The organism is Veillonella parvula, assembly GCF_018366295.1.
Lineage (GTDB): Bacteria > Bacillota > Negativicutes > Veillonellales > Veillonellaceae > Veillonella > Veillonella parvula_P.
Map to the genome: position 1 here is coordinate 160,969 of NZ_JAGZIJ010000003.1, position 14,109 is coordinate 175,077.

14 protein-coding genes are annotated in these 14,109 nt (G+C 40.2%); all 14 read right to left on the minus strand.

Annotated features, from left to right (window positions below):
• Positions 1–47: 47 nt before the first annotated feature.
• Complete coding sequence (locus tag KHY58_RS05005) at positions 48–1,160, minus strand: tetratricopeptide repeat protein (protein ID WP_101928746.1); 1,113 nt, start codon at positions 1,158–1,160, stop codon at positions 48–50.
• A 239-nt stretch (positions 1,161–1,399) separates the two neighbouring features.
• Positions 1,400–2,095: an aspartate/glutamate racemase family protein gene (locus KHY58_RS05010; RefSeq protein WP_101928745.1), complete on the minus strand. Its 696-nt coding sequence runs from the start codon at positions 2,093–2,095 to the stop codon at positions 1,400–1,402.
• A gap of 216 nt (positions 2,096–2,311) precedes the next feature.
• Entirely contained in the window at positions 2,312–3,664 is a 1,353-nt protein-coding gene (gene glmM, locus KHY58_RS05015; RefSeq protein WP_101928744.1) for a phosphoglucosamine mutase, read from the minus strand.
• Positions 3,665–3,850: 186 nt separating this feature from the next.
• Positions 3,851–5,449: an NAD(P)/FAD-dependent oxidoreductase gene (locus KHY58_RS05020; RefSeq protein ID WP_278472330.1), complete on the minus strand. Its 1,599-nt coding sequence runs from the start codon at positions 5,447–5,449 to the stop codon at positions 3,851–3,853.
• A 216-nt stretch (positions 5,450–5,665) separates the two neighbouring features.
• Entirely contained in the window at positions 5,666–6,592 is a 927-nt protein-coding gene (locus KHY58_RS05025) for a CdaR family protein (RefSeq protein WP_012863867.1), read from the minus strand.
• Positions 6,589–7,401 carry a diadenylate cyclase CdaA gene (cdaA, locus tag KHY58_RS05030; RefSeq protein ID WP_012863866.1) on the minus strand — a complete coding sequence of 271 codons (813 nt, stop codon included), beginning with the start codon at positions 7,399–7,401 and terminating at the stop codon, positions 6,589–6,591. Before cdaA ends, KHY58_RS05025 begins: the two co-directional genes overlap by 4 nt.
• Before the next feature lie 116 nt (positions 7,402–7,517).
• Positions 7,518–7,832 (minus strand): XdhC family protein, encoded by a 315-nt coding sequence (locus tag KHY58_RS05035; protein ID WP_012863865.1) that lies wholly within the window; start codon positions 7,830–7,832, stop codon positions 7,518–7,520.
• Positions 7,822–8,550, minus strand: a complete 729-nt coding sequence (locus KHY58_RS05040) for an XdhC family protein (protein WP_012863864.1) — start codon at positions 8,548–8,550, stop codon at positions 7,822–7,824. Before KHY58_RS05040 ends, KHY58_RS05035 begins: the two co-directional genes overlap by 11 nt.
• Entirely contained in the window at positions 8,534–9,346 is an 813-nt protein-coding gene (yqeB, locus tag KHY58_RS05045) for a selenium-dependent molybdenum cofactor biosynthesis protein YqeB (RefSeq protein ID WP_101928742.1), read from the minus strand. The genes KHY58_RS05040 and yqeB overlap by 17 nt, the downstream gene beginning before the upstream one ends.
• A complete protein-coding gene (locus KHY58_RS05050) occupies positions 9,343–10,065 on the minus strand; it encodes a nucleotidyltransferase family protein (protein ID WP_101928741.1) in 723 nt (240 codons plus the stop codon). Before KHY58_RS05050 ends, yqeB begins: the two co-directional genes overlap by 4 nt.
• Positions 10,066–10,071: 6 nt before the next feature.
• Positions 10,072–10,830 carry a selenium cofactor biosynthesis protein YqeC gene (yqeC, locus tag KHY58_RS05055; protein ID WP_101928740.1) on the minus strand — a complete coding sequence of 253 codons (759 nt, stop codon included), beginning with the start codon at positions 10,828–10,830 and terminating at the stop codon, positions 10,072–10,074.
• Positions 10,831–10,871: 41 nt separating this feature from the next.
• A complete protein-coding gene (locus tag KHY58_RS05060; RefSeq protein ID WP_101928739.1) occupies positions 10,872–13,169 on the minus strand; it encodes a xanthine dehydrogenase family protein molybdopterin-binding subunit in 2,298 nt (765 codons plus the stop codon).
• A complete protein-coding gene (locus tag KHY58_RS05065) occupies positions 13,169–13,621 on the minus strand; it encodes a (2Fe-2S)-binding protein (RefSeq protein ID WP_004693892.1) in 453 nt (150 codons plus the stop codon). The genes KHY58_RS05060 and KHY58_RS05065 overlap by 1 nt, the downstream gene beginning before the upstream one ends.
• A partial coding sequence (locus KHY58_RS05070) for an FAD binding domain-containing protein (protein WP_278472333.1) occupies positions 13,621–14,109 on the minus strand: 489 nt, incomplete at its 5' end. The genes KHY58_RS05065 and KHY58_RS05070, both read right to left, overlap by 1 nt.

The window sequence follows — 14,109 nt, forward strand, 5'->3', positions numbered from 1 at the left end:
AGTTTAAATATATAAATCATCTTTATATAAATCTACCAATAAGCAGATTAAAAATTATGAGTTAAACAGTCTATTAAATAGCACCCATATATTGGCCATAGTTTTAATTCAACCATAGGCTTGTAGTTTTCATCTTTAATTTTATGTTCCAACAAATTTAGATTCTCTAAATCATCTTCCCAGCTTTTGATATAGTCCTGCTTTTCTTCTTCGCTATCAAAGTCTTCGTCCATTTTTGCATTTTCAATGCATGCCAATATTTCTGTTCGTTGCTTCTCCACTTCACGATGGAACATATCATGTTGCTTCATAATCCAAAGACCAAAGTAATAAGGGCCATCACTTAAATCACAGTGCTCTTTAGCCTTTTCACATTCATCTAAGAATAGGCCATACTCATCTAATATATAATAGGCGTCAATGATATCAAACTCAAAAACTTCATCATTACTTAAATGATATGCTACATCGCCTCCAAGCTTAATTTGCTTCAAACGATCGAGGGCTTGCTTTTTATTACCTAAATGCACATCACAATAAGCAATACAAACTAGTAACTTCATCCTATTAGGATAGCCTTTTAATAACTCTTCAAAAATGGCCCTTGCTTTCTCATATTCCTTAAGCTCAAACAAACACACTGCATAGCCAAAGTTCATGTCATAATCGTTCGATACTATTATTCCCCTTTCAAAAGCACGTAAACTTTTCTTCAACTCCTCTACAGAACCTTTCTCTCTATAAGCTGAAAAATGATATAAAGCCAACCCTCTGTAAGTCTCTATATATGGAGAATTTAGCTTTACAGCTGCAGATAGATAGTCATATTCTTTTATATTTCCCTCATCGTTATAATAAAAAGCCAAATTAGTGTAAATTCTCGCTTTATCAGTATCACTAAGTTCATTAGTATAAGCTTCAAGGAACCCTTCCAATAGTTCTATTGAATTTTTCTCATCCCTCAACACCTGTTCAACAGTTGCTAAAGTACAGGCCACATCCACATCATTAGAATACTCACACATCAAAGTAATTAAATACGTTCTAAAACGCTCTGCGTATTGCTTTAGCACATCATAATCACTAAATATAGACGCATTATATGTAGCTTCATATTCTACTTTAAGATTTTCCCAATACTCTTTTATAGCAAGCTTCATATTACACCTTTTCTATCGAATATATTTCAGACTATATGGCTATAATAACACAAATTACTTCCTATATACGTGCCTATAGTAACTCCTCTCATATAAATTCAAACCATGTTAAAAGATTTCCTTTAGTCTCTAGCTAGTTCTAATTGCATAAAAACAACCCTCTATTAGATATTCTAAAAATGAATAAAAATATCTAATAGAGGGTTATGTTATTTAAACAAAAATAAAAGCTAATTATATTATGCTCTACCAATAGAAATCAACGCCGCATTTTTTGCATGTATCAATGTAGTATCAAATAAAGGTATATCCGTATCATCTTGTTTAATAAGTAGCCCAATTTCAGTACAGCCTAAGATAACACCTTGTACACCAGATTTTACCAAATCACCAATAATATCTAAGTATTGTTGTTTAGATTCATTAGAAATAACACCTAAACACAATTCATTATATATAATATCATTCACAAGTTCGACTTGATCTTCGTTAGGTATAACAACATGAATCCCCCGATTTTCCAAGATACATTTATAAAAATCTTGTTGCATCGTGTACTTGGTACCGAGTAGACCTACCTTTGTAATACCTGATTTTTCCAACTCTACTGCAGTCATTTCCGCAATATGAAGAAGAGGTATGTGAATATGTCTTTTTATTTCATCCGCTACTTTATGCATTGTATTCGTGCATATAACAATATAATCAGCACCAGCCTTTTCTAAAGATTGAGCAGCATCGGATAAAATTTCAGCGCTTCTATCCCAATCTCCATTTGCTTGACACTTTTCTATCTCTTCAAAATCGACACTATATAAAATACATTTTGCTGAATGTAAGCCGCCCAAAACTTGCTTAATAGTTTCATTCAAGACTTGGTAATACGTAATCGTACTTTCCCAGCTCATTCCTCCAATTAAACCTATTGTTTTCATAATTTCACCCTCTAAACTTAGAATAAACCAAAATAAAAAGATTATTCATTATGATTATTCAATTTTAAATATCACTTATCTCTAAACCTCCTATATATGCTCCTGCAGCGACTTTACGTAGGACGGAGCAAAGGGACATATATAGGAGGGTATACTTTTAATATAAAAGTTGTAGAATGGAACCAAACGGAATGGTATCAAACTACTCATCAAGAGTTATTCAGCTAACCCTTGTTCTCTACCGATAATATCAGCGATTTCTTCACATAATGATTGTAATGTTTCTTGGTCTGGACCTTCTGCCATAACGCGAATGAGTGGTTCTGTACCAGAGGCACGTACAAGTACGCGACCTTCGTCACCGAGCTCTCCTTCAGCTGTTACGATAGCAGCTTTGATAAGGTCATTGTCTTCCCAGCCAGTTTTTGTAGCGATCCGAACATTTACAAGAACTTGTGGGTATTTTGTCATAATGCCCGCCAACTCAGAAAGAGGTTTCTTTTTCTCCTTCATAAGAGCCGCCACTTGAACAGCTGTTAACATACCGTCACCAGTGGTGTTGTGATCTAAGAAGATTACGTGACCAGATTGTTCACCACCAATGGAAAGATTATGTTCACGCATGTATTCCAATACATACCGATCACCAACAGCAGTGGAAACCGTTTTCATACCAAGTTCTTCTGCTGCTTTATGGAATCCGATATTACTCATAACGGTACCAACTATGGTATCACCTTTAAGTTTGCCTTCTTCTTTCAACTTAAGAGCGCATAACAACATAATTTGATCGCCATCGAGAACTTGACCTTTTTCATCAACCAATAAACAGCGGTCAGCATCGCCATCATTAGCAATACCAAGGTCTGCATTATATTGTTGCACAGCTACTTGCAATCCTTCGATATGCGTAGAACCACAGTGATGATTGATGTTCAAGCCATCTGGATTCACATTAATATTGATGACTTTAGCCCCTAGTCCAGACAAAATTTCTGGACCTACACTAGACGCGGCACCATTGGCACCATCATAAACGATAGTCAACCCTTCAAGGGACGTATCAATTGTGTGACGTACAAAGTGAGCATATAAATGAGCCAAGTTACTATTAAACTCAATTTTACCTATACCATCCCCTGTAGGACGTGCTAATTCATTATCTGCACTTTGACGAACATATTTTTCCAATTCATCTTCCACTTCATCAGGTAATTTATAGCCATTGCTATCAAAGAATTTAATGCCATTATCTGGATATGGATTGTGAGATGCAGAAATAACAGCACCCGCATCAAACCCTTGTTGACGTACAAGGTACGCTACTGCTGGAGTTGGGATAACGCCTGCAATCACTACATTACCGCCAACAGAACAAATGCCCGCTGCTAATGCACTTTCAAGCATAGAACCAGAAATTCGCGTATCGCGACCAATCAAGAACGTAGGATGTTCCTTTTCCTTACCAAAATGCGTTCCTGCCGCACGACCTAAATGATAGGCTAATTCTGGCGTTAAAAACTCATTAACAACACCACGTACACCATCTGTACCAAATAAACGAGCCATAATTATCCTCCTCTAAGGATTTGTGAAAGTTTCACAAGTCTATATATCTACCGTGTGTATCATTTCAATAATTACTGTTGTGTATTATATCACAATATAGAAAGCATACCTACTATAAAGTCACATCTATATTACATAAATAGTATGAATCTATACTGTAATTCAATTCATCAGTATAATTCCCCACTAATTAGGTTTAGCGTATTTTGCCATACATAAAATGGCTGTTTCCGCGCCATCAAGGGCAGCACTCATAATTCCCCCTGCATAGCCAGCCCCTTCACCCATAGGATAGAAACCTCCTACAGTAGGAGAAATGCGTTCTTCATTGCGTCCCATACGAAGCGGTGCAGAGGTGCGCGTTTCAACGCCTGTCATACACACCGCAGGATTATCGAATCCACGGATACGACGACCCCAGTATGGCAAGGCCCGCTCTAATACGGATGTGACGAACGGTGGCAAGCAATCATGTAAATCGCAATTCACGACACCTGGCTCGTAGCTATATATACTATTTTGTACACTAGGTGCTTGTGAAAGCCCTAAAAACTGCCCTACTGTTTGTGCAGGTGCATGGAAATTAGATCCGCCCAACTCATAGGCCTTTTGTTCCCATTCTCGTTGGAATGCAACGCCATCTAATGGATGAGTACCAAAGTCATCTGGACCTACGTTAACCACGATAGCACTATTAGCAACACCGCTGTTCCGAGCGTATAAGCTCATGCCATTTACGACAACGCCACCTTCTTCAGAGGCAGATGCTACTACTTGACCTCCTGGGCACATACAGAAGCTATACGCAGTACGGCCTGTTTCTTTATCATGGTACACGAGGGAGTATTCTGCTGCACCGAGGCCCAAGCTAGATGGTTCCACGCCATATTGGGACTCATCGATTACAGCTTGATCATGTTCAATACGAACACCGATAGCAAAGGGTTTTGCCGTCATTTCCACATTGCGTTTATGAAGCATCTCGTATGTGTCACGCGCACTATGTCCTACACCAGACAAAACAACAGTCGTATCAATACGCTCACTACCATTAACTTCAACGCCTACGATACGGTCATTTTCAATAAACAAATCCGTTACCTTAGAACCAAAACGGACTTCACCACCCCATTCGATGATGCGCTCACGCATGGCTTTTACCATAGTACGCAATTTATCTGTACCTACGTGAGGTTTATGTTTATATAATATTTCTTCAGGCGCACCAAACTCAACAAAGTATTTAGATATCTCATGTAAACGCGGATGGGTAATGCGAGTTGTCAACTTACCATCGGAAAAAGTTCCTGCGCCACCTTCCCCAAATTGTACGTTGGATTCAGGTTTAAATATGCCCTTTTTCCAAAATGTTTCTACATCATGACTACGTGTATCTACAGCTTGACCGCGTTCAAGCACGATTGGGCGATAGCCTTCACGAGCTAGGTAAAAGGCTGCAAGCATCCCCGCAGGGCCAAAGCCCATAACAACAGGACGATGAGCTAATGGTACGGACCCAAAAACAATAGGTTCTGGATCTTCTGCAGCAAATACAGATACATCCTTTTCTTTACCAAGCTTTTTCATGACTTGAGCTTCATTATGAACCTCAATGAATAGAGTATATACAAAAACAATGTTTGGCTTCTTACGAGCATCTACGGCACGTCGAACAACATGAATCGTTTCGATAGCGCCACGTAACGGGGGATATTTCTTTTCTACAATACTTTTGATATCCGACTTAACCGTAACAGCTACGCGGAGATTTATTATTCTAATCATATCTTTCCTATTAAAGCCTCCCTTTTAGGCGAGCCTACTTCTTTAATCTTTGACCAAAATTCTTTACCACTTGATCTGTAAGAAAATAGTTATACATCTTTATTATACAACACTACTATAAAAGCTAATATATAAATCATAAAAAGGCCCTAATAGAGAAATATTCACTCTATTAGGGTCTTCATCGCAAGATTTCAAAGCCTCATAAAAAACTTATCATCCATTAAGTACTTTCTTTTGTATTTCTACTTTCACCCGTACCGTTGTGGTATTGCTATTAACACCATTCGGTAATACTAAATTATAGTTACCCTGTACAGTTTCAGTAGCACCCGACACATCAATAGGTTCTGTTTGTATTTCTGTAACGGAATCAATCATTTCTTCACGACCAGTAACCGTTAGTTGCGTTGGTGTAGCAGACGTAGATTTAACTTCATAACCCTCTGCTACTGTACCAACAGTCGGAACAGTAATAGGAACCGCCTTTTCTTTACGTAATAAGTTAAGTTCATATTGTGCTTGACCTTGGTTTGGATTAATATGTACATCTAGTACATTACCTGCCGTATCCCAAGCTTCTAAGGTACTAACAGCGCTAAAGTTCTTCGTTTGACCAGCCACATTGACTTTCATGACAACCTTGCTCACTGCATTAACTTGTTGCTTACGACCAGAAACAGTTACCTCTTTCGGCACAATCGTTACCGATTTCAAAGCAATATCATCAGAGAACTTACCGATTGGAACTATTTCAACAGGAATCGTTTTCTCTGCATATTCATCAACATTGATGGTGATGGTATCTGGTTTAACCTCCACAAGATTCATTCCTGCCGGAGGAGTAAAATTAATAGTTACATTATTTTGACCTGGTTTTACACCGGATGCATCAATATAAGCTCGTAAATTATCTGATTTCATAGACATAATGGTATCTCGTGGACCAGCCAGAACAACACGGACCACATCTGGTGCATCTTCTATGATATAGCCAGAATTGAGATTTTGAACCTGTACAGGTATTGTGTAGGTTACTTCCATCACAGGGTTCTGATCGCGCATAATAAAGAACCACATGACGATAGCTGCTAACAAGGATAATAATTTAGCAGGCCAATTGCGTTTCAAATGAATCATCATTTATTTGCCCTCCATTTCCACATACTAGTAATGGTTTGACGAGGGCGTTCCATAAAGGTGCGCAATGCCTCTTTAATTTGATCCTCTGGTAAATGGCGATAAATATGACCGCCATATGTATAAGAAATGGTCCCTGTTTCCTCACTGACAACTATTACAACAGCGTCAGTTTGCTCAGACAAGCCAATAGCTGCACGGTGACGTGTACCTAGTTCAGTACTCAATGTGCGGTCCTCAGTCAACGGCAGCAAACAGCCTGCTGCACGAATTCGCCCATCACGAATAATCAAGGCCCCATCATGAAGCGGTGTACTAGGAACAAAGATATTTTTAATCAACTCGCGGCTCAATACAGCATCGATAAGAATACCAGTATCTACAAAGTCATTGAGACCTACTTCACGTTCAAAAACGATAAGTGCCCCCGTATGTTCACGAGACATAACGCGAGCCGCAGCCATTACTTCATTAATGGCCATATCCATTTCTTCTTCGTTTACATTTTGTGCCTTGCTGAAAATTCGTCCACGCCCCAATTGTTCTAGAGCACGACGCAATTCTGGTTGGAATACAACCGGTAACGCAAAGAGAAGAACGGTCATACTTTGTTGCAAAATCCAGTTGATAACGTATAGATTTAATAAATGACTCAATAAATTTAAAATTGCCAACATGACGAGACCTTTTAAAAGAGAAACGGCCCTCGTATCTTTAAGCAATTTATATAAATAGTAAATACCAATGGCAACGATTATGATATCAACAATATCAAGAAGCCTAAAGGTATGTATAAGTGCGTCAATATGCATAAAAATAGCTCCTTATACAAAATAATAAGGTACAATCAATTCTTTGACTGTACCTTATATTTTAACTCATTTTGAGAGTACTGTAAATTTATAAACAAACGCTGAATGAGATTTTATTAGATGTTTTGTGTTTCAATCCATACATCCATTTGGCCACCACAGACCATGCCTTCTTTAACAGCTACGTCATCATCAAGGAGAACATCAATACGACGGTGAGCTTCTTTTTTATTCAAGGAGTCCACAGCACTTAGGCGGATTTCATTTTCTGCACGACCGCCGCCAATAGTGCCAAAAATAGATCCATCAGGAAATACAACCATAGATGTACCAGCTTTACGAGGTGTGGATCCACGAGTATATAAAATAGTCGCTACTGCTAAGGTTTCGTTTTTACGTTCACTAAGATATTCAATAAACTCACGATTCATGGATCACTCTACCTTTCCGCAATGAGCCGCCTTTTTTACCACGTACCACTGCCAAATATTCACTAACGATAGATAATGCAATCTCCTCAGGTGTTTGTGCACCAAGGTCTAGACCAATTGGAGCATAAATCATATCTAACTCATCTTGGGTCCAACCTTGCTCACGCAACACTTCAAAAGCATGATGAATGCGTTTTTGGCTACCCATAACACCCATATACGTAGGCAAGTAACCACGCAATTGTTCTAAACATATATTATCGTACTCATGAGCACGCGTCACAATGATAAAGCCATTATATTCATCAAGAGGTAAATCATTCTTGAAGTTTTCTAAAGGTAAGCACTTACGTGTAACACGTTCATCAAAGAATTCAGGAACTACATATTCTGGACGGTCATCTACAACTGTAACACGACAGCCAATAAACAACAGCAAATCAGTAATAGCTCGGCTAACATGACCTGCGCCTAATACGAGAACTGACGGATCATTTTCTACAGGTTGTACGAAACACTCCATTTCGCCTACCATGCAGAGAGAATTTAGCTTTGCTTTATCTACAGTAAATCCTTCAATAGGAGTTCCGTATAGAACACTTCCATCTTCAGCATAAATAGTCTTATCCCCTTGACGAGGACCGGATAGAACTGTAACCATCACGGTAGTTTCAGTAACCTGTAGACGATTTTTCATCACATCATAAATTGTTTCCATCTAGATTCCTTTCATAATCCCAAGCGGTAACAGCCTCTAATACACCTCCACCGACAGCAAGGGATTTATCTGAAATACTATAACAATGAGACTCTTCACAACGAGCATCCACATCAGCCAACTTAAAATGATCTGATACGATGAGCCCACTTTTTAAAATTCCTCGTAGAATGCCTGTAATTTTAGCTCGGACTGGTTCTTCATCAACATAACCAATCACCTCATTGGCTTGTACAGAATCCCCAATATGCCGTTTTGCTGTAAATAGTCCAGCCTTTGGAGAATGGATAACGCGCTCATGAGTGTAGCCACCTACATTTCCAGGGATACCTGTATTAGGTTGAGCCGGCCCATCATAGATACAGCGACCTAATGAATGGCCACGCATCGTTTCAATGACCACATCTACATCTTCTCCAGCAGTAAATCCAGGGCCAACACCTATAACGAGCTCTGCATCATCTCGTTTTGTTCCAAGATTCTTTTTACTCAAAATAGCATCGACTACAATCTCTGGTTTTAAAGTGTCCAATAATTCCTCATATGAGCTAGTGACAACGGGAATGATTTTCTGTGCCAATGTATCCTTCACTTCACCAATAGACACATGACGAGCAACAAAACGTTCCAAAATCATTTCTCCACGATGAACCGCATTACCGTAACATACTTCGCGGCGAATCATGGTAGGAATCGCTATTTCACTAATTACAACGGGATAGCCCGCCCGTCTCAATCTATATACAGCACCGGAAGCGATGTCTCCACCTCCACGCATAAGTACCAATGGTTTCATAATGCCTCACTTTCACGATGTTTCAAACGCTCAAAATCATCGGGTGTGTCAATATCGTCGCCAACATCATCACTAATCCATAATTTCACGACATGGGCTTGACCCTCACCACGAATAATGGTCTTACCGCCTTGATCCCCTTGAATCTGTTGTAAAAAATCAAACCAATGGGAACCAAAGAGAACGGGATTTCCCGAATGACAATTCGCCCCATAATGTGGAACAACGATAGTTTTCGGATGAAAGTTATCACTAAATGCACTAATGACCTCATGTACAACAGCACTCGTCAGAAGTGGTTGATCCCCTACTGAACAGAGAATACCGTCTAGCGGTATGGGCGCCGTATTCACCAAATGATGTAATCCCAACGCTATGGATACTCCTTGCCCCAGTTCAGGATGGTCATTTCGAATCGCCTCAAAACCATAGCTTGTGACAATAGATTCTAGTTTCTCATGATCATCACCAGTAACCGCCACAAAAGGTAGTTTACAGGACATAGTTGAAACTACCTGTCCACCCCATCCACATTGAAGAGCCCCACAGACCGCATCTAGAACAGTCTTACCACGCCATGGTAAGAGTTGCTTATTACATCCCATGCGCTTGGATTGCCCTCCCACAAGGAGGACAATGCCAATATGCAAAGGACGACGGTCTATGGGGTCTCTCATGGGAATAAAAGCGGTATCACAATTTGCTTTCATAATAGTCATGAGTACCTACCGACATTGAATAATGCGACGGATTTCACAACTTGCTTTATATCCATCAGCCAAAATGATAGCCGTAATATCGCTATCAACAATATGATCAATAAAATCATCGATAATGCGATGTTGCACTGTTTCATAACCAGTACAGAACAATATTTTCTTGCCTTTACTATATTGGAATAAACCTTGTTTATGCAAAACAAGATCAGCCAACATACGCGGAGTTACAATAGCCCCCATATCGCGTTTTACGATATCTTGAACGAGCTCGATATTATGTACGTGCTCATCATCTAATGGGGCCCCTAGCATTTGTAGATTTACGAGACCAATCGTAGTCTTTGTAAGAGATGGAATGACAGGCTCAGTCGTCTTAGGCGCCTTGAGCCATTTTTCCTTCGCCCCATCGGCTTCTACAACAACTTGCCAATTTGGATGTAACTTGGCTAAACCATCGATAAGATCACAATCTAAGGAGTCTACTTTTGTTCCTGTAATTCCAGCGAACCACGCACCACAATAGCCACGTAAAAGTCGGTCAGTACAATACTCATCAGCTTCATTAATATTACGAGTATAAATCGGTTCATAATGAGCCACCTGAGATTCATAGAGTCGAGTTGTAGTCGTAACTACGATTGGCTGACCTTTCAGCCGTCCATATTCTACTAGTTTTGAAAGCACAGTCGTTTTACCGCCTGCCCCAACAAGGGCAACGATTCCCGGCTGAATCAATCGATTCCAATAGGATGTTTGTGATGTCATAGAACCAGGCCTCCTTAGAAAGTAAAAGGAACTAGAAATCTCTATACTTTATATTTCTCGTCCATAGCCATAAATACCTTCTCAGGTGTCATAGGTAATGTACGAATATCCGCACCAACTGCATTTTTAATGGCATGTTGGATAGCAGGGCACCCCGTATTGATGACAACCTCACCAATAGATTTAGCTCCGAAGCCACCTGTAGGCTCGTAAGATTCTACAAAGTCTGTATGTAATTCACCAATATCCTGACGGGTTGGGATTTTATAAGTCATAAGATTATTTGTTTCCAAACGACCATTGTTGGAATAGCGTACATCTTCATATAAAGCCATCCCGATAGCTTGTACCACACCACCCTCAACTTGAACGCGAGCCAATTTAGGGTTGATAACAGTACCGCAATCAACACAAGAATAGAAATGAAGAGGAATAACCTTACCGGTTTGTTTATCTACCTTTACCTCAGCAATAGATGCCATAAATGGAGGTGGAGACGTATGACTGCCCCATGTAGCGAAACCAGACAATTGCTCCGCATTAGCACCAACTAATAATTTTGGTGCCAATTGATGGATATCCATTGTTTTGGAGCCGTCTTTCGTGGTAGCTACAACGCCGTCAAAGTCAACGTTCTCAACGTCGGTTTCAAAGAATTGAGCAAATTTAGCAATAATCTTAGTGCGTAACTCTTCTGCAGCCATCTTAGCAGCAGTACCCGTTACATAGGTTGTACTAGATGCGTAGGACCCTGGATCGAATGGTACGATATCTGTATCTGATTCAATAACAGTCATATATTCCATAGGACAACCTATTACTTCACAGGCCATTTGAGTTAATACGGTATTAGACCCCATGCCCATATCAGAAGATCCAGTATACAATGTATAATTGCCATCGTCACCAAGTCGGATTTCAACAGATGCTACGTCGATATTTGCGACACCAGAGCCTTGTAGTGCTAAAGCCATGCCAAGTCCACCGCGATAGCGCTCATCGATGTCCCAAGAATGAGGGCGTTCATCCCAACGAGCCATTTCTTTTACACGATTTACAGTATCTTGGAAAAGACCAGAATCAAGATATTCATCTGGAGCATATACTAAGCTTTGTTCACCTTCCGCTATTAAGTTCTTCTGACGTAGTTCAGCTGGATCAATCCCCATTTTGTCAGCCAATTGGTTAACAGCACATTCTAATGGCCACAAGGCTTCTGTTGCACCGTACCCACGGAAAGCACCACCCGGAGTTTGGTTAGTATACACACCTTCTGTACCATAATGAACAGCAGTCGCTTTGTTGTACAACGGTACAGATTTATGTTCACCAGCCGTTGTAGTAGTGAAGCAATGAGTTGCATGTGCCCCAGCGGCTGTGATGGAGTCCATATCAATAACTTTAATAATGCCATCTTTCGTAGCACCTACACGAATTTTCCATTCACGAGCATGACGTGTAGTGGAGCAAGTTTGTGCTTCTGTACGATCGTATAAAAGATAACAAGGTTTTTTCAATGTCCACGCTACGAAAGCTGTCATAATTTCTGTACAAGCCGTTTGTTTAGAACCGAAGCCACCGCCAATACGAGGCTTAATTACACGGACTTTTGTAGCCGGAATACCGAGTGCACGAGCGATGTGACGGCGTACATGGAATACGATTTGCGTAGAGGATACGATAACTACACGACCTAGCGCATCTATATATCCAAAACTTTGGAATGGTTCCATCGTTGTTTGGCGTGTAGCCTGGTCAAAGTATGTACCTTCTGCCACGTAATCACATTTAGCAAGTTCTGCTTCCACATCTCCTACCCGTTTGTGATAGGATACGCAAATATTACGTTTGTAATCTTGACCTACAGGGATATTGTTATGAATATCATCCTCAGGATGTACTATAGTTTCATGATCGATAGCAGTGTGCATATCAAGTACAGGTTTCTGTACTTCGTATTCAACCTTGATAAGCGGCATTGCTTTAAGCGCTGTAGCCTCATCTTTTGCTACGATGAGAGCAACTTCGTCTCCAACATAGCGAACTACAGGGTCCAAGATGAGCGCATCATAAGCGGATGGCTCTGGATATGTTTGACCTGCTAATGTGAATCGCGTATTAGGCACATCTTCATAAGTAAAAATAGCTTCTACGCCAGGAATCAATTTGGCTTTAGATGTATCAATAGATTTGATGCGCGCCTGAGCATGAGGACTACGAAGAGCCTTAATAACGAGCGCATCTTTGGGAACAAAATCGCCAGTATAAGACGGTTTACCAGACAAAATACCTTTGGAGTCAACTTTGTCATAGGACTTACCAATATGCTTGTTCATCATTATAGGCCTCCTTCTAAGAATTTACGAACTCCTCGAAGTTGTGATTCATAACCAGTACAGCGACATAAGTTACCTATGAGGTATTCGCGAATCTCATCATCGCTAGCCTTTGGATTTTTGCGTTTCAAATTGATAGCACTCATCATCATGCCGGTTGTACAAAAACCACACTGATCTGCGCCTTCACTTGCGATGCAAGCCGCCAATAATTCAGCTTCCTCTTGTAAACCTTCTAATGTAGTAATCTTATGGCCTGGCGCACGAAATGTAGGATAAGCACAGGACAAAATAATTTCGTCATCCACCCATACAGTACAAAGGCCACAGTTTGTGGTATCACAGCCACAGCGGACACTGTAATAGCCAAGATTACGCAATGTGTCTAGTAACATCTCATCAGTTGGCACATTAACAGTTACATTTTTGTTATTAATATTAAGTACGAGTTCCATTATTGTGCCACCTCCTTAGCTAAGCGTTGAACCATTGCTTTTACCATTTCCATGCGATATTCTTTGGACGCATGAGAGTTAGATTGATACACTAGTTCTTCAGATGCCAATTGACCTGCCTCTTTTGCGGCAGATAATCCTTTTTCTGAAAGCAAAGCACTTGCTTTAACAGCTAATTGAGGTACACCAGGTCTTGTACCGATATACAATTCAACGCCTTTTTCATCATGGCGAAGAGCACCTGTCAACAACGGGAAATCACCACGAGAGATGCGAAGTGCTTCAACAGCTACAGCTGCATCTACTTTAGGGATGCGAATCTCCACGAGAATATCACGTTCTCTATATGTCATATAGTCTTGCATGGACATACGACCACCTTTAAAGGTAACGATGTCTGCATGCACTGCCAATAAAGCAGGAATGATATCTGAGAATCCAAATTTACTTGCTACAGAACCGCCCATGGTAGCAGTATTTCTAAATTG

Bases quoted from the DNA above. Each gene is read 5' to 3' on its own strand.
- KHY58_RS05035 (WP_012863865.1), bottom strand. From the start codon at position 7,832: ATGAATCGTGAGTTTATTGAATATCTTAGTGAACGTAAAAACGAAACC.
- cdaA (WP_012863866.1), bottom strand. From the start codon at position 7,401: ATGCATATTGACGCACTTATACATACCTTTAGGCTTCTTGATATTGTT.
- KHY58_RS05020 (WP_278472330.1), bottom strand. From the start codon at position 5,449: ATGATTAGAATAATAAATCTCCGCGTAGCTGTTACGGTTAAGTCGGAT.
- KHY58_RS05040 (WP_012863864.1), bottom strand. From the start codon at position 8,550: ATGGAAACAATTTATGATGTGATGAAAAATCGTCTACAGGTTACTGAA.
- KHY58_RS05025 (WP_012863867.1), bottom strand. From the start codon at position 6,592: ATGATGATTCATTTGAAACGCAATTGGCCTGCTAAATTATTATCCTTG.
- yqeB (WP_101928742.1), bottom strand. From the start codon at position 9,346: ATGAAACCATTGGTACTTATGCGTGGAGGTGGAGACATCGCTTCCGGT.
- KHY58_RS05065 (WP_004693892.1), bottom strand. From the start codon at position 13,621: ATGGAACTCGTACTTAATATTAATAACAAAAATGTAACTGTTAATGTG.
- glmM (WP_101928744.1), bottom strand. From the start codon at position 3,664: ATGGCTCGTTTATTTGGTACAGATGGTGTACGTGGTGTTGTTAATGAG.
- KHY58_RS05010 (WP_101928745.1), bottom strand. From the start codon at position 2,095: ATGAAAACAATAGGTTTAATTGGAGGAATGAGCTGGGAAAGTACGATT.
- yqeC (WP_101928740.1), bottom strand. From the start codon at position 10,830: ATGACATCACAAACATCCTATTGGAATCGATTGATTCAGCCGGGAATC.
- KHY58_RS05005 (WP_101928746.1), bottom strand. From the start codon at position 1,160: ATGAAGCTTGCTATAAAAGAGTATTGGGAAAATCTTAAAGTAGAATAT.
- KHY58_RS05050 (WP_101928741.1), bottom strand. From the start codon at position 10,065: ATGACTATTATGAAAGCAAATTGTGATACCGCTTTTATTCCCATGAGA.
- KHY58_RS05060 (WP_101928739.1), bottom strand. From the start codon at position 13,169: ATGATGAACAAGCATATTGGTAAGTCCTATGACAAAGTTGACTCCAAA.